Origin of the sequence: Streptomyces sp. NPDC057253, assembly GCF_042669125.1 — a bacterium.
Classification (GTDB): Bacteria; Actinomycetota; Actinomycetes; order Streptomycetales; family Streptomycetaceae; genus Streptomyces.
The window spans coordinates 1-17,041 of sequence record NZ_JBHUXV010000030.1 but is presented as its reverse complement, the minus strand read 5'-3'; the positions used below and the strand labels follow the sequence as shown (position 1 = coordinate 17,041).

Genomic DNA, 17,041 nt, shown 5'->3' with positions numbered 1-17,041 from the left:
TTCCCGTACGCGACGCGTGTTTTCGGGCGCGTGACGTGGTGCGGACGCGCCACGTGGTTCCGGTTCCGGCTCAGGCCTGAGCGGCCTCGTGAACCGTGTCCAGCAGGGAGAGCACCAGGCGGGCCGTCGCGGTCGGGGTGTCCCCGACCTTGACGCCGACCGCCTCCAGCGCCTCCTTCTTCGCCTGGGCCGTGCCCGCGGAACCGGACACGATGGCGCCGGCGTGGCCCATGGTCCGGCCCTCGGGCGCCGTGAAGCCGGCGATGTAGCCGACGACGGGTTTGGTGACGTGATCGCGGATGTAGGCGGCGGCCCGTTCCTCCGCGTCACCGCCGATCTCCCCGATGAGGACGATCAGTTCGGTGTCGGGGTCGTCCTGGAAGGCGGCCAGGCAGTCGATGTGGCTGGTGCCGACGACGGGGTCGCCGCCGATGCCGACACAGGTGGAGAAGCCGATGTCCCGCAGCTCGTACATGAGTTGGTAGGTGAGCGTGCCGGACTTGGACACCAAGCCGACCCGGCCGGACCGGGTGATGTCCGCCGGGATGATGCCCGCGTTGGACTGGCCGGGGGTGATCAGGCCCGGGCAGTTGGGGCCGATGATCCGTGTCCCCTTCTTCTTCGCGTACGAGGTGAAGGCGACGGAGTCGTGGACGGGGATGCCCTCGGTGATGACGACGGCGAGGCCGATCCCGGCGTCCGCGGCCTCCACAACGGCCGCTTCGGCGAAGGCGGGTGGCACGAAGACGACGGTGACGTCGGCCCCGGTGGCCCGTATGCCGTCGGCGACCGATCCGAAGACGGGTACGACCCGGTCGTCGAAGTCGACGGCCCGGCCGGCCTTGCGCGGGTTCACGCCGCCGACGACGTTGGTGCCGGCGGCGAGCATGCGCCGGGTGTGCTTCATGCCCTCGCCGCCGGTCATGCCCTGGACGAGGACCCTGGACTCCTTGGTCAGGAAGATGGCCATGTCCCGCTCCTTCACCCGGTGTTGGCGAGTTCGGCGGCGCGCCGGGCGGCGCCGTCCATGGTGGTGGCCTGCTGCACGAGGGGATGGGCGTGCTCGTCGAGGACGGTTCGCCCGCGGGCCGCGTTGTTGCCGTCGAGCCGCACGACCAGCGGCTTGGTCAGCCGGACCTCGTCGAGGGCCCTGACGATGCCCTCGGCCACCGCGTCGCATGCGGTGATCCCGCCGAAGACGTTGACGAACACGGACTTGACGGCCGGGTCGGACAGGATGACCGACAGCCCGTCGGCCATGACCTGGGCCGAGGCGCCGCCGCCGATGTCGAGGAAGTTGGCGGGCCGGGCGCCGCAGCCGGCGACCACGTCGAGGGTCGACATGACCAGGCCCGCGCCGTTGCCGATGATGCCGACCTCGCCGTCGAGCTTGACGTAGTTGAGGCCCTTCGCGGCGGCGGCCGCCTCCAGCGGATCGTCGTAGGACATGGACTCGTTGCCCCAACGGGCCTGTCGGAAGCGGGCGTTGTCGTCGAGGGTGACCTTGCCGTCGAGGGCGAGGAGCTGTCCCTGGCGGGTGCGCACGAGCGGGTTGACCTCGACGAGGACCGCGTCCTCGCGGACCAGTACCTCCCACAGCCGTACGAGGACGTCGACGGTCTGCGGCGGCAGCCCGGCCGCCTGGGCGATCGCGCCCGCCTTCGCCGAGGTGACGCCCTCGGCGGGGTCGATGGGAACGCGGACCACGGCCTCGGGGCGACTGGCGGCGACCTCCTCTATGTCCATGCCGCCCGCCGCCGAGGCGATGGCGAGGAAACGGCCCGCCGCGCGGTCGAGGACGTAGGCGACGTAGAACTCGCGCTCGATGTCCACGGGTTGGGCCAGCATCACCTTGCCGACCGGGTGCCCCTTGATGTCCATGCCGAGGATCGCGCGGGTCGTCCGCTCGGCCTCGGCGGGGTCGGCGGCGAATCGCACACCGCCCGCCTTGCCCCGGCCTCCTGTCTTGACCTGCGCCTTGACGACGACGCTGCCGCCCAGTCCGCGGGCGATGGCGCGGGCCTCCTTGGGTGAGTCGGTGACCTCCGCCCTCGGCACCGGGATCCCGTGTTCCTCGAAAAGGGCCCGGGCTTCGTGCTCATACAGGTCCATGGTTCGGCTCCCGTCTCAAAAGTGCACGACTTAAAAGTGCTGCACGCCCCCTGGACATCACCCACGGGATGCGGGATAACAATCTTCATACAGTATTCGTCGACTGTATGCAATGTGCCAAACCTGCTGACGGTGAGGTGATCCGTGACGACGTTGGCTCTTGATGGTGTGCGGGTGTTGGACATGACGCATGTGCAGTCGGGTCCGTCGGCGACGCAGTTGCTGGCGTGGCTGGGGGCGGATGTGGTGAAGGTGGAGGCGCCGGGCGGGGATGTCACGCGGGGGCAGTTGCGGGATGTGGCGGGTGCGGACTCGCTGTATTTCACGATGCTGAACTGCAACAAGCGCAGCATCACGCTGAATGTGAAGACGGAGCGGGGCCGGGAGATCCTGACGGCGTTGATCCGGGGTGCGGATGTGCTGGTGGAGAACTTCGCTCCGGGTGCGGTGGATCGTATGGGGTTTGCGTGGGAGCGGATCCGGGAGATCAACCCCAGGATCGTGTATGCCTCGATCAAGGGGTTCGGGCCGGGCCCGTACACCGGTTTCAAGGCGTACGAGGTGGTGGCGCAGGCGATGGGCGGCTCGATGGCGACGACCGGGTTCCAGGACGGGCCGCCGCTGGCGACCGGGGCGCAGATCGGTGACTCCGGCACCGGGGTGCATGCGGTCGCCGGGATCCTGGCCGCGCTCTTCCAGCGCGAGAGGACCGGACGCGGCCAGCGGGTCAACGTCGCCATGCAGCACGCGGTGCTGAACCTGTGCCGGGTCAAACTCCGCGACCAGCAACGCCTCGCGCACGGCCCCCTGGCCGAGTATCCGAACGAGGACTTCACCGACGAAGTCCCCCGTTCCGGGAACGCCTCGGGGGGCGGGCAGCCGGGCTGGGCGGTGCGCTGCGCACCCGGCGGCCCCAACGACTACGTCTACGTCATCGTCCAGCCCGTCGGCTGGGCCCCCCTCGCCGCCCTGATCGGCCGCCCGGAACTGGCCGAGGACCCCGAGTGGGCCACCCCCCAGGCCCGGCTGCCGAAGCTGGCGAAGATGTTCCAGCTGATCGAGGAATGGACCGCGACCCTGCCCAAATGGCAGGTCCTGGAAGAACTCAACCGGTACGACATCCCGTGCGGGCCGATCCTGTCCACCCGGGAGATCATCCAGGACACCTCCCTCGCCGCCAACGACATGATCGTCGAGGTCGAGCATCCCGAACGCGGCACCTTCACCACCGTCGGCAACCCCCTCAAACTCTCCGACTCCCCCACCACCATCACCACCCCACCCCTCCTCGGCCAGCACAACCACGACATCTACATCGGCGAACTGGGTCTCGGTGACGAGGAGTTGCGGCTGCTGAAGTCGGGCGGGGTGATCTGACGTGGTGAACCGGGGCCGCACCGCCTGGTCGTTGGGCGGTGATCCATGACGTGATCGAGCACGGGGTCCGGCGACGGTGCGCGTCGACCGGCCCCGGGAGCCGTGCGCGCACGAAAGGAATTTGGACAGGGGGCGCTGGCCAGATCTTTCGACGCAAGGAGTGCTTGAAGACTATGACAACACTCGACTACTCGTCGTCCGCCGCCTTCAGGGAGGTGACGGACCGCAACGGCCGCGTGTACCGGATCGGTGAGACCGACCGGAACATCATGGGACGGCCACGCTGGACCATGGTGCTCTTCCCCTGGATGGGCATGCTGGGCATCAGTTCCTCGGAGTACGCGTTCACGTCGGCCGAGGACACCCTGCACGAGGCGCATCTGTGGAGCAGTGGGCACATCTTCTGGCTGATGGGCGTCTGGGTGTTCTTCCAGGCGGCCGTGGCCTTCCCGGCCGGGCAGCTGCGGGAGAGCGGAAAGCTTCCCGCCCGCTACGCGATGATGCTGGGCGCGCTGGGAACCGTCCTCGGCTATCTGTCGCTCGCGTTCGCGCCGAACGTGATCGTCGCCTATCTGGGCTTCGGTGTGTGCAGCGGTATCGGTGCCGGTCTTGTGTACGCGACCTGCGTGAACATGGTCGGCAAGTGGTATCCGGAGCGCAAGGGCGGCAAGACCGGCATGGTCAACGGCGGTTTCGCCTACGGCTCGGTGCCCTTCGTCTTCCTGTTCACGTCGTACATGGACCTGAGCAACTACAAGGGCGTCCTGGTGACGGTGGGCCTGGTCTGCTGCTCCGTGGTGGCGTTCGCAGGCTGGTTCTTCAAGGACCCGCCGAAGAACTGGTGGCCGCCGCACGTCGACCCGCTGAGGATGACCGACGACCCGAAGATCCGGCGGGCGCTGGAGAAGAACCCGCCGGCGGTCAAGCAGTACACCCCGAAGGAGGCCGCGCGTACGCCCGTCCTGTGGATGATGTGGTTCTGCCTGCTGTGCACGGCCGGCATCAACATCTTCGGCATCGCCTTCCAGGTGCCGTTCGGCAAGGACATGGGCTTCGCGGGCGGGATCGTGGCCACGGCGATGTCGCTGAAGGCGATCGTCAACGGCACCGGACGCGGCGTGATCGGCTGGATCTCCGACAAGTTCGGGCGCCGCAACACGCTGATCATCGTGTGCCTGGTGCTGGGCACCGCCCAGTTCGGTGTGCTGATCTCGGGCCAGATGGGCAGCATGCCGTTCTTCCTGTTCTGCTCCATGGTCTCCGGCTTCGGCGGCGGCGCGATCTTCCCGCTGTTCGCCGCGATGACCGCGGACTACTTCGGTGAGAACAACAACGCCTCCAACTACGGCATGGTCTACAGCTCCAAGCTCATCTCGGGGCTGGTGGGCTCCGGCGTCGGCTCGATCGTCGTCGGCGCCTGGGACTACGAGGGCGCGTTCGTCCTGGCCGGCTGCATCGGTCTGAGCTCCGCGGTGCTGGCGCTCTTCCTGAAGTCGCCCGGCAGGCCCCGGACCAGCCGTCGGACCGTCCCCAACCCGCAACCGCTCGGCGAGGAAATGGCCTGACATGACGGCAGATCCGTACGCAGCACGCAGCGAGACCGACAAGAGCGCAGCCTCCACCGCCGCATCACGTCCCTACCGAGAAGTGACCGACGCGAACGGCCGTGTCTACCGCATCGGTGAGACCGACCGGGACATCCTCGGCCACTCACGCAAGCTCATGGTGTATCTGCCGTGGATCACCATGATGGCCATCAGCGTCTTCGAGTACGCGTACGGCTCGGCCGAGGACACCCTGTCCCACGCCCATGGCTGGACGCAGAGCAACACCTTCTGGATCCTCAGCGTCTGGGTCTTCTTCCAGGCCGGCATCGCCTTCCCGGCGGGCTGGCTGCGGGAGAAGGGCATCCTGACCGCCCGCAAGGCCATGTACGCCGGCTCGGGCATGTGTCTGGTCGGGTTCCTGGCCCTGTCGCACCTGGACAACGTCTGGCTGGCGATCCTGGGATTCGGCGTCGTCGGAGGAGTCGGCGCCGGACTGGTCTACGCGACCTGCATCAACATGGTCGGCAAGTGGTTCCCCGAACGCCGGGGAGCCAGGACCGGGTTCGTCAACGGCGGCTTCGCGTACGGGTCACTGCCCTTCATCTTCATCTTCAACTACGGCTTCGACACGGCGAACTACCACCGGGTGCTGGACCTCATCGGCTGCTACATCCTGATCGTGGTCGTGGGCTGCGCGTTCTTCTTCAAGGACCCGCCGAAGAACTGGTGGCCCGCGGACATCGACCCGCTGACCTACGGCGGCGACGGGAAGGGTGCCGTCGCGCTCGCCAAGAACCCTCCCGCGGTACGGCAGTTCACGCCGAAGGAGGCCGTCAGGACCGGCATGCTTCCCCTCATGTGGGTCGCTCTCGTGATGACCGCGGGGGTGTCGATCTTCGGGATCTCCTTCCAGGTCGACTACGCGAAGGAGGTGGGCTTCGGCCCACTGGTGGCGGCCTCCTCGATGGGTGTCATGGCGGTCATCAACGGCGTCGGGCGGGGGGTGGTGGGCTGGCTGTCGGACAAGTGGGGCCGCAAGTCCACTCTGGTGTTCGTGATCGTCGTCCTGGGGCTCGCGCAGTTCGGCGTGATCTGGGCGGGTGACGTGAGGAGCGAGTCGCTGTTCCTGTTCTTCGCGTTCCTGTCCGGGTTCGGCGGCGGCGCGTTCTACCCGCTGTTCGCGGCGCTCACCCCGGACTACTTCGGGGAGAACTTCAACGCCTCCAACTACGGGCTGGTGTACAGCGGCAAGCTGATCAGCGGTCTGTTCGGCGGCGGGCTCGGTTCCATGGTCGTCGCGGCCTGGGGTTACGACGGGGCGTACGCGCTGGCCGGCGCCACCTCGATGGTGGCGGCCGCGATCGCGCTGCTGCTGCGGCAGCCGGGGCGGCCCCGGAGCGGTGTCTCGGCCGCCCAGCCACAAGCCGCGGCCTGAGCAGGGCCGTTCGGACATCAGGCGGCCCTTCCCGTGCCGTTGGCCGGGGAAGGGCCGCCTGATCCGGCCTGTGGTGCCGGTGGTGAACCAGCCTGTCCTGCGGGCTACTTCTCGCGTTCGTGGTACATCTTCCGGGTGTGTTCGGTGTGTTGCCGCATGGCGGCGGTGGCGCGCTGTTCGTCCCGGTCGGCGATCGCGGCGATGAGCTCCCGGTGCTCGATCCAGGACTGCCGGCCGCGCTGCCGGGCGATCGGCGTGTAGTACCACCGCACCCGGCGATCCACCTGGCCCGCCAGCTCGGCGAGGACCGTGTTGCCCGCCAACTCCATGACCTTCGCGTGGAGTCGGGCGTTCAGGGCTACCGCGGCATCCACGTCGTCGGCGGCGACGGCCTTCTCGCCCTCGGCGCACAGTGCTTCCAGGGCGGCGACACCGGCGCTGCCCGCGTTGGCGGCGGCCAACCTGGCGGCCTCGGCCTCCAACAAGGTGCGGACGGTGAGGAGTTGGTCCGCCTCCTCGTCCGTCGGCTCATGCACGAACGCCCCCTGGGCAGGCCGTAGATCCACCCACCCCTCGGTGTTCAGCCGCTGCAACGCCTCGCGCACCGGCTGCCGAGACACCCCGAGATGACCCGCCAGCTCACTCTCCACAAGATGCTGACCGGGCTGAAGCGCACGCGTGGTGATCAGTTCCAGCAAGGCCCCGTAGACACGGTCGCGCAGGGGACCGGGACGCTCGAGCCTGGGCACGGTGCCGTACGGCAGTCCTGTGGTCGGCAACATCGCGGTCCCTCCTGTACAGCGTCGTCACTGCAGCTGAGCGCCGATCGTGAATTGGCTTTCGCCTACAGTCTACGGCGCACAACCGCCGCGAAGCCCGGCTCGTACCGGCGCTTCGCAGCAGCTCACCGGGGGTTGGTGACGTCACGACTCTTGCTGAGCACTCGCTCCATCCTGTAGACAATATCCAGTCGACAAAGTCGACAGTTCCTCGGTCACCCTCACCGAACGGAGCTTCCTCATCATGAAAGTCGCAGTTCTCGGCGCCGGTGCGATCGGTGCCTACGTAGGTGCGGCCCTGCACCGTGGCGGCGCGGATGTGCACCTCGTCGCCCGCGGGCCCCACCTGGCGGCGATGCGCGGGCAGGGCGTCCAGGTCCTCAGCCCCCGCGGTGACTTCACCGCCCATGTCCATGCCACCGACGACCCGGCCGAGATCGGCCCGGTCGACTATGTCTTCCTCGGACTGAAGGCCAACTCGTACGCGGCGTGCGGGCCGCTCATCGAGCCCCTTCTCCATGCCACCACGGCCGTCATCGCGGCCCAGAACGGCATCCCCTGGTGGTACTTCCACCGGCACGGCGGCCCCTACGACGGCCACCGCATCGAGAGCGTCGACCCAGGCGGCGCGGTCAGCAAGGTGCTCGCTCCGGAGCGGGCCATCGGGTGTGTCGTCTACGCGGCCACCGAACTCGAAGGCCCGGGTGTCGTACGGCACTTGGAAGGCACCCGGTTCTCCATCGGCGAGCCCGACCGGAGTCTGTCCGAGCGGTGTCTGGCGTTCAGTGAGGCCATGCGGGTGGGTGGTCTGAAGGCTCCGGTCGAGGCGAACCTGCGCGACGACATCTGGCTCAAGCTGCTCGGGAACATCTCCTTCAACCCGATCAGCGCACTGGCCCGCGCCACCATGCGGCAGATGTGTCTGCACGGCGGCACCCGCAAGGTCATCGAGACCATGATGGCCGAGACGCTCGCGGTCGCCGAGGCCCTGGGCTGCACGGTCGGCGTCTCCATCGAGCGGCGCCTGGCCGGCGCCGAACGCGTCGGCGACCACCGCACCTCGACCCTCCAGGACCTGGAGCGCGGCAAGCCTCTCGAACTCGACGTCCTGCTGACCGCCGTGATCGAGCTGGCGGAGATCACCGGCGTGGACGTGCCCACCCTGCGCACGGTCCACGCGCTGTCCGACCTCCTCGCCCTCCGGTCCGCCGCATGACAGAACTGAGCGCCCACGCCATCGGGTCCGGCGGTCGCCTCCGGCCGAACGCCGGCACCGCCGTGCCGATGGCTCACGCGGTCGGCCGGGAGATCATCCACACCGGCCTGGCCGACGGGGAGTTCATCGGGCGTGCGACCTCCGGGTTCGAGGAGTACCGGGAGCTGGTCGAGCCGTGGACGGTGTCGCTCACGGTGAAGGTGACGGGCGTATCAGCCGCTGTCGTAGGCCAGTTGGCGCTCGCTTGGGCGCGCGGGGAGCAGTGCCGGCCACAGGGTGTCGTCGAGGACGGCACCGGTGAAGGCACGGACGCTGTCCGCGCGTGGCGCGATCTGGCACTGCTGACCGGGCGCGGGCCGGGCGATCGTGACGGCCGTACGCCCTTCCAGCTCGTCCCCCACGCCCCTCCGGTCGATCTGACGGACGAGCGGTATCCGGTCCGGCTGACGAGGGGGCGCCGTCTCGACTCGTCCAACACCCGCCTGCACAAGGGGGGTTCGGCGTCGTCGCTGCGGCGCGCGGAGTGTGTCGAGCTGAGCCCTGAGGACGCCGAGCGCTACGGCGTGGTGGTCGGCGAGGAGGTGCGGGTCGTGACCCGGTTCGGAGCGACGACGGCACCGGTGTGGGTGGATCCGGCGCTGCGGCCGGGCCTGGCGTTCATGGCCGGCCGCCCGTCGGGCGCAGTCGACGGGGCGAACGGGTGGGCGGCCGGGGCCCGTTGTCCGATCGCGGGGGCCGTGGAGTTCGAGGCCGCTGCGATCCGCATCGAGAAGTCGCCGGTCGTCGTGGCGATGCGGAGCTGAGGCCGGCCCATGGGACGAGTGACGCAGCGCCGGGGGGTGATCCGCGGACGTCGGCCACGACACGTCGGAGACGGGGTGGCCCTGTCGGCGAGGGCACGTGGCGTCCCCGGCGGAGCGGCCTCGTCCGCGAGGGTGCGCGGTGTCCCCGGCGGGGCGGCCCCGTCCGCGAGGGTGCGCGGTGTCCCCGGCCGGGCGGCCTCGTCCCACTCGGACCCGCTGATGGCCGGGGGCCGGCCGGAGGGCGGTCGTACGACATCCTCCTGCGGCCCGTCCGGCAGGGCGAGCCTCGGCGCGGTCTTCACGGCGCCTCGGTGGCTCGTCCGCGACACTCCCCCGGTCCGTGTCGAACCCGGTCCTCTCGCGGGCCTCCCCGACCGGCTCTGCGCGGCCGAACGGGTCTTCGACCGGACCGGGGGCCTGCGGGTCACCGCCCTCGCCGGGGGGCGGACCGGGCCTCCTCCCCCGGTTGGGCTGTGTGCGCGGACACCCCATGAACGTGTACGCGGGCGTACGCCGGCTCGTCCTGACGGCTGCCGCGGCGGCCGGGGCGGACCGGCCGGCCCGTTTACACGACGGCGGGACCCCGACCGGCGGGGAGCGCCCCCTGCGCCCTCGGGGTCCCGCCTCAGCCGTGTGCGGTCAGCACTTCTCCCGCAGTGAGTGCAGGTGGGCGCTGGAGCGTCGGGCGAACGTGAAGGACTCGGTGGGCTGGTCGTGCTCGGCCTGCCAGTGGTGGGCCAGGCGCTCGCCCTTCAGCCGGGTCACGGCGGAGATGAACTTCTGGTAGTCGATGTCTCCGTCGCCGACGTCGGTCATCCGGTAGCCGTAGGTGTTCGACGGGTCGCTCACGCCGTCCTTGACGTGGAAGAGCGGGTAGCGGTGGGGCTGCCTGAGGACGTAGTTGAGGGGTTCGAAGGGTGCGGGGCTGCCGTCGGGCCGCTGGGAGAAGCGGAACTGGCCCGAGTACGCCCAGAAGATGTCCATCTCCAGGAACACCAGGTCGGGGTCGGTCTCCCTGAGGAGCACGTCGTAGAGGCGGACCTTGGGGTTGTCGGTGGCGAAGGAGAACTCCTCGGAGTGGTTGTGCTGGTAGAACTTCATGCCGCGCGCCTTCGCCGCCGCCCCGTAGGTGTTGAACTCCTCGGCGGCACGCTTCCACGCGTCGACGGTCGAGCCGTAGCGGAAGGGGCCCGACGCGGTGCCGATGTGCTTGAGACCGAGGGCCTGGGCGTCGTCGAGGACCTGGGTGAGGTTCTGGGCGAAGGTGTAGGCGTTCGGGTCGTCGGAGTAGTAGCCGACGTGGCTGCCGATCGGGTTCAGGCCGTGGTCGCGGGCCAGTCGCCTGAGCTGGGCGAGGGTGATCGGTCCGGCCGAGCCCTGGGTGTATCCGGCGAATTCGACCTCGTCGTAGCCGTACTTCTCCAGTTCGGCGAAGACGGGCCCGAAGCCGAGGGTGGAGACCTTGTCGCGGAGGCTGTAGAGCTGGATGCCGAGGCGGCCGGGGGGCAGTACGGGACGGCCGCGGCCGTGGCCGGTGGTGCCGGTCGCGGCGTCGGTGGCGGCGCCGGCCGGGGTGGCCGCGGCGCCCAGCAGCGCGGCGGCGGTGGCGCCCGCGGCCACGCCGAGCATGCCTCGTCTGGTGAGGCGGTGGGTGAGTTCGGGGTCGGGCTGGAACATGCGGCTCATGTCCGGGACTCCTCGGGGTCTGGGGGCGTTGTCAGTGGTGGGTGCTTCACTGGTGACCAGTCAGGAAAGGCCGGCCAGTCGGAGCAGGAGTGACTTCACGTCGGTGGCCGCGATGCGGTCGCCGACGGCACGGGGGGTGGAGCAGATGAGGAGCGGACCGTCGTCGTCGCTCTCGGGAAGGCGGCCGTGGCTGCCGCGAATAGGTGACGGGTCGAGGGGCACGACCGCCATGCGATAGCGCAGTCCGAGCTTCTTGCGGGCCAGCGCGGTGGCCGCCTTGACCTTGACGTAGGGGTCGAGCGGGTCCATGAAGAGTTCGACCGGGTCGTAGCCGGGTTTGCGGTGGATCTCGACCAGCTGCGCGAAGTCGGGCGCGCGGTCGTCGTCGAGCCAGTAGTAGTACGTGAACCAGGCGTCCGGTTCCGCGACGGCGACGAGTTCGCCGGAGCGCGGATGGTCGAGGTGGTGGGCCTTCTTGCCCTCGTCGTCGAGCAGTTGGCCGATGCCGGGCAGTCCGTCGAGGGCGGCGCGGGTGGCGTCGAGGTCCTCGGGGCGGCGCACGTAGACATGGGCGATCTGGTGGTCGGCGACCGCGAAGGCACGCGAGGCCATCGGGTCGAGGTACTCCATGCCGTCCTGGGTGTGCACTTCTAGGAGTCCGGCGCGGCGCAGGGCGCGGTTGATGTCGACGGGTCGGTCCGCGCGGGTGATGCCGTACTCGGACAGCGCCACGACGGTACGGCCTTCCGCGTGGGCGTCGTCCAGGAGCGGGGCCAGTGCCCGGTCCAGGTCGGCGGCGGCCTTGAGGGAGCGTGGGTCGTCGGGGCCGAAGCGTTGCAGGTCGTAGTCGAGGTGGGGGAGGTAGCAGAGCGTCAGGTCGGGGTGGCGGGTGCCCATGATGTGGCGGGTGGCGTCGATGATCCACTGGCTGGAGACCAGGTCCGCGCCGGGGCCCCAGAAGTGGAAGAGGGGGAAGGTGCCGAGTTTGTCGGTGAGTTCGTCGTGCAGGGCCGGGGGCCGGGTGTAGCAGTCGGGTTCCTTGCGGCCGTCGGCGTAGTAGACGGGGCGGGGGGTGACGGTGAAGTCGGTGTCGGCGCCCATGGCGTACCACCAGCAGATGTTGGCGACTGTGTAGCCGGGGTGGGCGCGGCGGGCGGCGTCCCAGAGCTTGTCGCCGGCGACGAGACCGTTGTGCTGCCGCCACAGCAGTACGTCGCCGAGCTCGCGGAAGTACCAGCCGTTGCCGACGATGCCGTGCTCGCTGGGGTGGGTGCCGGTGAGGAAGGTGGACTGGGCGGCGCAGGTCACGGCGGGCAGGACGGTGCCGAGCGGGGCGTGGGAGCCGGACTGGGCGAGGGACTTGAGGTGGGGCATGTGGTGCAGGAGCCGGGGGGTGAGGCCGACGACGTCGAGGACGAGGAGGGGGGTCGGTGCCGCGTCGGCGGACTGTCGGCCCGGGGCGGCTTCCGTCTCGCCCGCGGTGGCTTGTGTCCGGCCCGCTTCCGGGTGCTGGGGGCTCATGGCAGCTCCTTGAGGCCGAGGTCGGTCAGCAGGTCGCGCGCGAGGGTGAGTTCGGCGGCTATGCCGTCGGCGAGCTGGGTGCGGGCGCGGGGGCGCAGTGCGGGTGGGAGGGCCTGCCAGGTGTAGGTCTCCACCTCCAGGTGGCGGGTGAGGGGGTGCGGGCCGCCGACGAGCCGGCTCAGGGCGGCCTTGAGGACGGGGAGCGTGGAGGTGAGGGGTGCGGCGGGGGCCGCGTGCAGGGGGACGTGGAAGTGGGCGCGCCAGGGTGCGCCGTCGGGCAGGGCGTCCGCGGCGAGGGCTTCGCCGAGGTCGTCGGTGCCGCGCAGGCCGGCGGCGGTGGCCGTGCGGGTCTGGTGCAGGAAGCGGGGTTCGTCGAAGGCGGCGAGTGCCTCGCGGACCTCGGGGAGGTGGGGCTGTTCGGCGTGCAGGGCGGCGGAGAGCTGGGACTTGACCACGGGGACGCGGGCGGTGGTGAGCGCGTCCAGGGCGGTGTGCGGGTCTTCGAAGGAGGTGGCGAGGTGGCAGGTGTCGACACAGATGCCGATGCGGTCGTGGGCGATCGCGGTCAGCGGGGCGATGGCGTCGCCGGTGGTCTCGACGACGCAGCCGGGTTCGGGTTCCAGGCCGACGCGGATGGAGCGGCCGGTCAGTTCCTGGAGGGCGTCGAGGCGTTCGGCGAGGGTGAGCAGGGCGGTGCGGGCCTTGTCGGCGTCGGCGTCGTCGTAGCCGGTGCGCCAGGCGAGCGGGAGGGTGGAGATGCTGCCCTCGGTGACGTCGTCGGGCAGGAGGCCGGTGAGGACGCGGGCCAGGGCGGTGGTGTGTTCGAGGCGTTCGGGGTCGGTCCAGTCCGGTTTGTAGACGCGGTACTTGACCTCCTCGGCGCCGAAGCCCTCGTAGGGGAAGCCGTTGAGGGTGACGACCTCCAGGCCGCGGCGGTCGAGTTCGGTGCGCAGGTCGCGCAGTGCGGAGGGGTCGGTGACCAGGGCGTGGGCGGCGTCGCGGGCGAGCCACAGGCCGATGCCGAGGCGGTCGCGGCCGAGGCGGCGGCGGACGGGTTCGCAGTGGTCGCGGAGCTGGGCGAGGACGCCGTCGAGGGTCTCGGCGGGGTGGACGTTGGTGCAGTAGGCGAGGTGGACGGTGGTGCCGTCGGGGTGGCGGAAGCGCATGGCTCACGCCTCCGTCTTCTGCGGGCCGCGGAGGATGGAGTTGCCCTCGTGGGTGACGTCCGTGGCCGGGACGTCGAGGTTCAGGCGGCCGCTGAGCCCGTAGAAGGCGACGGGGTTGCGCCACAGCACCCGGTCGACCTCGTCCTCGCTGAAGCCCTCGGCGAGCATGAGGTCGCCGACCCTGCGGGTCTTGAGGGGGTCGCTGCGGCCCCAGTCGGCGGCGGAGTTCACCAGGACCTGCTCGGGGCCGTAGGTGCGCAGGATCGCGACCATCCGCTCCTCGTCCATCTTGGTGTCCGGGTAGACGGAGAAGCCGAGCCAGCAGCCGCTGTCCTTGGCCTCCTTGACGGTGGTCTCGTTGAGATGGTCGACCAGGACCCGCTCGGTCGGCAGGGCGGACTCGCGCACCACGTCCAGGGTGCGGCGCAGGCCGGCGAGCTTGTCGCGGTGCGGGGTGTGGACGAGCGCGGGCAGTTCGTGGTCGGCGGCGAGCTGGAGCTGGGCGGCGAGGGCGGTGTCCTCGGCGGGGGTCATGGAGTCGTAGCCGATCTCGCCGACGGCCACGACCTGGTCCTTGACGAGATACCGGGGCAGCTCGTCGAGGACCGGTGTGCAGCGGGGGTCGTTCGCCTCCTTGGGGTTCAGGGCGAGCGTGCAGTGGTGGGCGATGCCGTACTGCGCAGCGCGGAAGGGTTCCCAGCCCAGCAGGGAGTCGAAGTAGTCGAGGAAGGAGGCGGGCGAGGTACGGGGCTGGCCCAGCCAGAAGGACGGCTCGACCACGGCACGCACGCCGGCGGTGTGCATGGCCTGGTAGTCGTCGGTGGTCCGTGACGTCATGTGGATGTGGGGGTCGAAGATGCGCATCAGGACTCCTTGCCGTGGGTGCCGTCGACGCCAGGGGCGGCGTGGGCGGCGTGGGGGCCTTGGGAGCCGCTCGGGCCGTGGTCGGCGGCCGGTGCGGGTGGGGCGGCCTCGGGGTCGGTCAGGGTCAGGACGCGGTGCAGGTCCTGGGGGACGGGACGGCCGGCGGCGGTGCGTTCGGCGGCGTAGTCGCCGAGCATGCGGGCGAGTTCGGTGTCCGCGCGGGCGCGCCGGTCCAGTTCGGCCACCTCGGCGACGGGCACGCCGGTGAACAGGCACTTCAGCACGGCGTGGCGCCAGTGGTGGGCGGCGAGGTGGCGGGCGGCGTAGGGGCCGACGGCGGCGGCCACGAGCCGGGTGTCGTTGGTGCGCAGGGCGTCCTCGACGAGGGGGAGCGCCTGCGGGCCGGGCACCAGGTGGGGCAGGGCGTGCAGAACGGCCCGGCGTTCGGCGGCGGTGCCCTGGGCGTAGACCCGGGTGAGGGCGGCGGTGTCGGCGCGGGCGGCGTGCAGGATCAGGACGCGGACGGCGTCGGCGTGTTCGGGCCCGCAACGGCGTCCTGCCTCGGCGAGGCGCAACTCCCATGCGGAGATGGGTCCGTGGGCGCCGGGGTGGGCGGCGGCCTCGTCCAGGGCCCGGTCGAGCCAGGCGCGGGCGGCTTCGCCGAGGCGGGGGGTGAGGTGGCGGCGCAGGGTGGTGGGCGGGGTGCGGGCGAGGGGGGTGGCGGGGGTGTTGGGGGCCGAGGTGTCCAGGGCTGGGGTGTTGGGGTCAGGGGTGTTCGGGTCAGAGGTCGCCGGGGTGATCGACGCCGGGGCGTCCGGGTCCGGGGTCGCCGGGGTGATCGACGCCGGGGCGTCCGGGTCCGGGGTCGCCGGGGTGATCGACGCCGGGGCGTCCGGGTCCGGGGTCGCCGGGGTGTCCGGGGGGGCCGGCATGGAGGTTGCCTGGTGGGCTTGGGGGTGGGTCATGGAGTGCTTCCTTGTGAGAGCGCCACTGCCTGACGGAGGAACGGGAGGGAGAGTTCGGCGAAGTGGGGGCCCGCATGGGAGTGACGGGGCAGTTCGACGACGGTCAGGCCCTGGTAGCCGGTGTCGGCCAGGGCGGCGAGGACCGGCGGGAAGTCGATGTCGCCGTCACCGAAGGGGAGGTGTTCGTGCACGCCTCGTCGCATGTCCTCGATCTGGACGTGGCGCAGCCAGGGGCCCGCGGCGCGTACGCAGTCGGCGGGTGACTGGGGTTCAAGGCACTGGCAGTGACCGATGTCGAGGGTGAGGCCGAGGGCAGCGGGGTCGCCGAGGGTGGTGCGGAGGTGGTGGAAGTCGGCGAGGGTGGCGAGGAGATGACCGGGTTCGGGTTCGACGGCGAGAGGGACGCCGGCGGCGGTGGCGGCTTCCAGGACCGGTGCGAGGGTCTCGGCCAGGCGTTTCCACGCCGTGTCCTGGTCCGTGCCGGCCGGTGTGATGCCGCTGAAGCAGTGCACGGCGTGGGCACCCAGGTCGGCGGCGACCTGGACGGCCCGGACGAGCAGGTCGACGCGGCGGGCGCGGTCGTCCGGGTCGGGGTCCAGCAGGGACGGGCCGTGCTTGCGACGCGGGTCGAGCACATAGCGGGCACCTGTCTCGACGGTGACCGTCAGGCCGAGCGCGTCCAGCCGGTGCGCGAGACGGCGGGTGCGGGCGGCGAGGTCGGGGGCGAGGGGGTCCAGGTGCATGTGGTCGAGCGTCAGGCCGAGGCCGTCGTAACCGAGGTCGGCGAGAAGGGCGAGGGCGTCGTCGAGACGGAGGTCCGCGAGGCCGTTGGTGCCGTAGCCGAAGCGGAGTCCGTTGGGGGGCGAGGCGGGGCCGGCGCCGTGGTGGGGAGTGGAGAGGGGGCTGGTCATGTGACGCTCACCTTTCTCGCGAAGCGGGCTGCCAGGGGGGCGAGGGTGGTGGTGAGGAGGGCGGTGAGCGTCGCCGCCTTCGTGCCCGAGCGGGCGGTGAGGGCGGCCTGGAGGGGGATCGTGGCGCGGATGCCGCCGGTGACGGCGCGTTGGGTGAGTGGGGGTGACGGGTTGAGCGCGGCGTGGAAGTAGGGGCGGGCGGCGGTGACCGCGTAGGCGGTGGCGAGGGCGAGGCGTAGAGCGGCGGGTGGGTCCGGGAGCTTGGGGCGGGAGCCGGGCTGCGGGGGGTGATCGCCGGTGGGTGTGCGGGGGCCTGGCGGGCGGGACAGGGCCGCGGTCGTCCTGTGGAGGACGGAGAGCGGTCCGGTGTGGCTGCGGGCTTCGTCGAGCCGGTCCGTCGGGAGGGGCCGGGGCCGGGCCACGCGGCGGGTCAGGGCGGCTGTCGCGACCAGCGCCGCCAAGGGGGCGAGGGGTGAACCGCCCTGGGCTTCCCTGCGGGACACGGTCGTGAGCGCGAGGGTGTGGGCACCGAGCAGGGCGGCGGAGGGGAGGGCGGCACGGATGCCGTGCAAGGCGGTCGGCTTGAGCCCCGCTACCAGGGCCTTCTGAACCTCGTCGGCGACAGCTGCGGCGTGGGTGCCGACCGGGCCGGCCTGCCG

General features: G+C 70.9%; 13 protein-coding genes and 2 pseudogenes. 5 read left to right on the top strand and 10 right to left on the bottom strand.

Features of this window, described 5'->3' with window-relative positions:
• Positions 1–70: 70 nt before the first annotated feature.
• Both sucD and sucC read right to left on the bottom strand, forming a co-directional pair.
• Positions 71–970: a succinate--CoA ligase subunit alpha gene (gene sucD, locus ACFULQ_RS18545; protein ID WP_383544951.1), complete on the bottom strand. Its 900-nt coding sequence runs from the start codon at positions 968–970 to the stop codon at positions 71–73.
• Positions 971–981: 11 nt separating this feature from the next.
• The gene (gene sucC, locus ACFULQ_RS18540; RefSeq protein ID WP_383544948.1) at positions 982–2,112 is read right to left on the bottom strand and encodes an ADP-forming succinate--CoA ligase subunit beta; all 1,131 of its coding nucleotides are present in this window, start codon (positions 2,110–2,112) and stop codon (positions 982–984) included.
• 144 nt (positions 2,113–2,256) lie between these two features.
• Between sucC and frc the strand changes: the two genes are divergently transcribed.
• From frc to ACFULQ_RS18525, 3 genes are all read left to right on the top strand, one after another.
• Entirely contained in the window at positions 2,257–3,489 is a 1,233-nt protein-coding gene (frc, locus tag ACFULQ_RS18535) for a formyl-CoA transferase (RefSeq protein ID WP_383544945.1), read from the top strand.
• 173 nt (positions 3,490–3,662) lie between these two features.
• Entirely contained in the window at positions 3,663–5,054 is a 1,392-nt protein-coding gene (locus ACFULQ_RS18530; protein WP_383544943.1) for an OFA family MFS transporter, read from the top strand.
• 1 nt (position 5,055) lies between these two features.
• The gene (locus ACFULQ_RS18525) at positions 5,056–6,471 is read left to right on the top strand and encodes an OFA family MFS transporter (RefSeq protein ID WP_383544940.1); all 1,416 of its coding nucleotides are present in this window, start codon (positions 5,056–5,058) and stop codon (positions 6,469–6,471) included.
• Between the two features lie 104 nt (positions 6,472–6,575).
• Here ACFULQ_RS18525 and ACFULQ_RS18520 read toward each other — a convergent pair whose 3' ends face one another.
• Positions 6,576–7,250 carry a GntR family transcriptional regulator gene (locus ACFULQ_RS18520; RefSeq protein ID WP_383545109.1) on the bottom strand — a complete coding sequence of 225 codons (675 nt, stop codon included), beginning with the start codon at positions 7,248–7,250 and terminating at the stop codon, positions 6,576–6,578.
• Between the two features lie 244 nt (positions 7,251–7,494).
• On the opposite strand from ACFULQ_RS18520, the gene ACFULQ_RS18515 reads away from it, so the two are divergent.
• A complete protein-coding gene (locus tag ACFULQ_RS18515; protein WP_383544937.1) occupies positions 7,495–8,466 on the top strand; it encodes a 2-dehydropantoate 2-reductase in 972 nt (323 codons plus the stop codon).
• 47 nt (positions 8,467–8,513) lie between these two features.
• A pseudogene (locus ACFULQ_RS18510) lies at positions 8,514–9,269 on the top strand (molybdopterin dinucleotide binding domain-containing protein); the annotation flags it as partial.
• A gap of 639 nt (positions 9,270–9,908) precedes the next feature.
• Here the strand turns inward: ACFULQ_RS18510 and ACFULQ_RS18505 are convergent.
• The 7 genes and pseudogenes from ACFULQ_RS18505 to ACFULQ_RS18475 all read right to left on the bottom strand — a co-directional run.
• The gene (locus ACFULQ_RS18505; protein WP_383544934.1) at positions 9,909–10,955 is read right to left on the bottom strand and encodes a sugar phosphate isomerase/epimerase family protein; all 1,047 of its coding nucleotides are present in this window, start codon (positions 10,953–10,955) and stop codon (positions 9,909–9,911) included.
• Positions 10,956–11,015: 60 nt separating this feature from the next.
• A complete protein-coding gene (locus ACFULQ_RS18500) occupies positions 11,016–12,476 on the bottom strand; it encodes an alkaline phosphatase family protein (RefSeq protein ID WP_383544932.1) in 1,461 nt (486 codons plus the stop codon).
• Positions 12,473–13,642: a metabolite traffic protein EboE gene (eboE, locus tag ACFULQ_RS18495; RefSeq protein WP_383544929.1), complete on the bottom strand. Its 1,170-nt coding sequence runs from the start codon at positions 13,640–13,642 to the stop codon at positions 12,473–12,475. Before eboE ends, ACFULQ_RS18500 begins: the two co-directional genes overlap by 4 nt.
• A gap of 3 nt (positions 13,643–13,645) precedes the next feature.
• Positions 13,646–14,506: a TatD family hydrolase gene (locus tag ACFULQ_RS18490; RefSeq protein ID WP_383544926.1), complete on the bottom strand. Its 861-nt coding sequence runs from the start codon at positions 14,504–14,506 to the stop codon at positions 13,646–13,648.
• Positions 14,506–15,306: an EboA domain-containing protein gene (locus ACFULQ_RS18485; protein ID WP_383545105.1), complete on the bottom strand. Its 801-nt coding sequence runs from the start codon at positions 15,304–15,306 to the stop codon at positions 14,506–14,508. Before ACFULQ_RS18485 ends, ACFULQ_RS18490 begins: the two co-directional genes overlap by 1 nt.
• Before the next feature lie 161 nt (positions 15,307–15,467).
• Positions 15,468–16,382 carry a sugar phosphate isomerase/epimerase family protein gene (locus ACFULQ_RS18480; RefSeq protein ID WP_383544923.1) on the bottom strand — a complete coding sequence of 305 codons (915 nt, stop codon included), beginning with the start codon at positions 16,380–16,382 and terminating at the stop codon, positions 15,468–15,470.
• Positions 16,379–17,041, bottom strand: a pseudogene (locus ACFULQ_RS18475) (hypothetical protein); the annotation flags it as partial. The gene ACFULQ_RS18480 and the pseudogene ACFULQ_RS18475, both read right to left, overlap by 4 nt.

Bases quoted from the DNA above. Each gene is read 5' to 3' on its own strand.
- sucD (WP_383544951.1), bottom strand. From the start codon at position 970: ATGGCCATCTTCCTGACCAAGGAGTCCAGGGTCCTCGTCCAGGGCATG.
- sucC (WP_383544948.1), bottom strand. From the start codon at position 2,112: ATGGACCTGTATGAGCACGAAGCCCGGGCCCTTTTCGAGGAACACGGG.
- ACFULQ_RS18530 (WP_383544943.1), top strand. From the start codon at position 3,663: ATGACAACACTCGACTACTCGTCGTCCGCCGCCTTCAGGGAGGTGACG.
- ACFULQ_RS18525 (WP_383544940.1), top strand. From the start codon at position 5,056: ATGACGGCAGATCCGTACGCAGCACGCAGCGAGACCGACAAGAGCGCA.
- ACFULQ_RS18515 (WP_383544937.1), top strand. From the start codon at position 7,495: ATGAAAGTCGCAGTTCTCGGCGCCGGTGCGATCGGTGCCTACGTAGGT.
- ACFULQ_RS18505 (WP_383544934.1), bottom strand. From the start codon at position 10,955: ATGAGCCGCATGTTCCAGCCCGACCCCGAACTCACCCACCGCCTCACC.
- ACFULQ_RS18500 (WP_383544932.1), bottom strand. From the start codon at position 12,476: ATGAGCCCCCAGCACCCGGAAGCGGGCCGGACACAAGCCACCGCGGGC.
- eboE (WP_383544929.1), bottom strand. From the start codon at position 13,642: ATGCGCTTCCGCCACCCCGACGGCACCACCGTCCACCTCGCCTACTGC.
- ACFULQ_RS18490 (WP_383544926.1), bottom strand. From the start codon at position 14,506: ATGCGCATCTTCGACCCCCACATCCACATGACGTCACGGACCACCGAC.
- ACFULQ_RS18480 (WP_383544923.1), bottom strand. From the start codon at position 16,382: ATGACCAGCCCCCTCTCCACTCCCCACCACGGCGCCGGCCCCGCCTCG.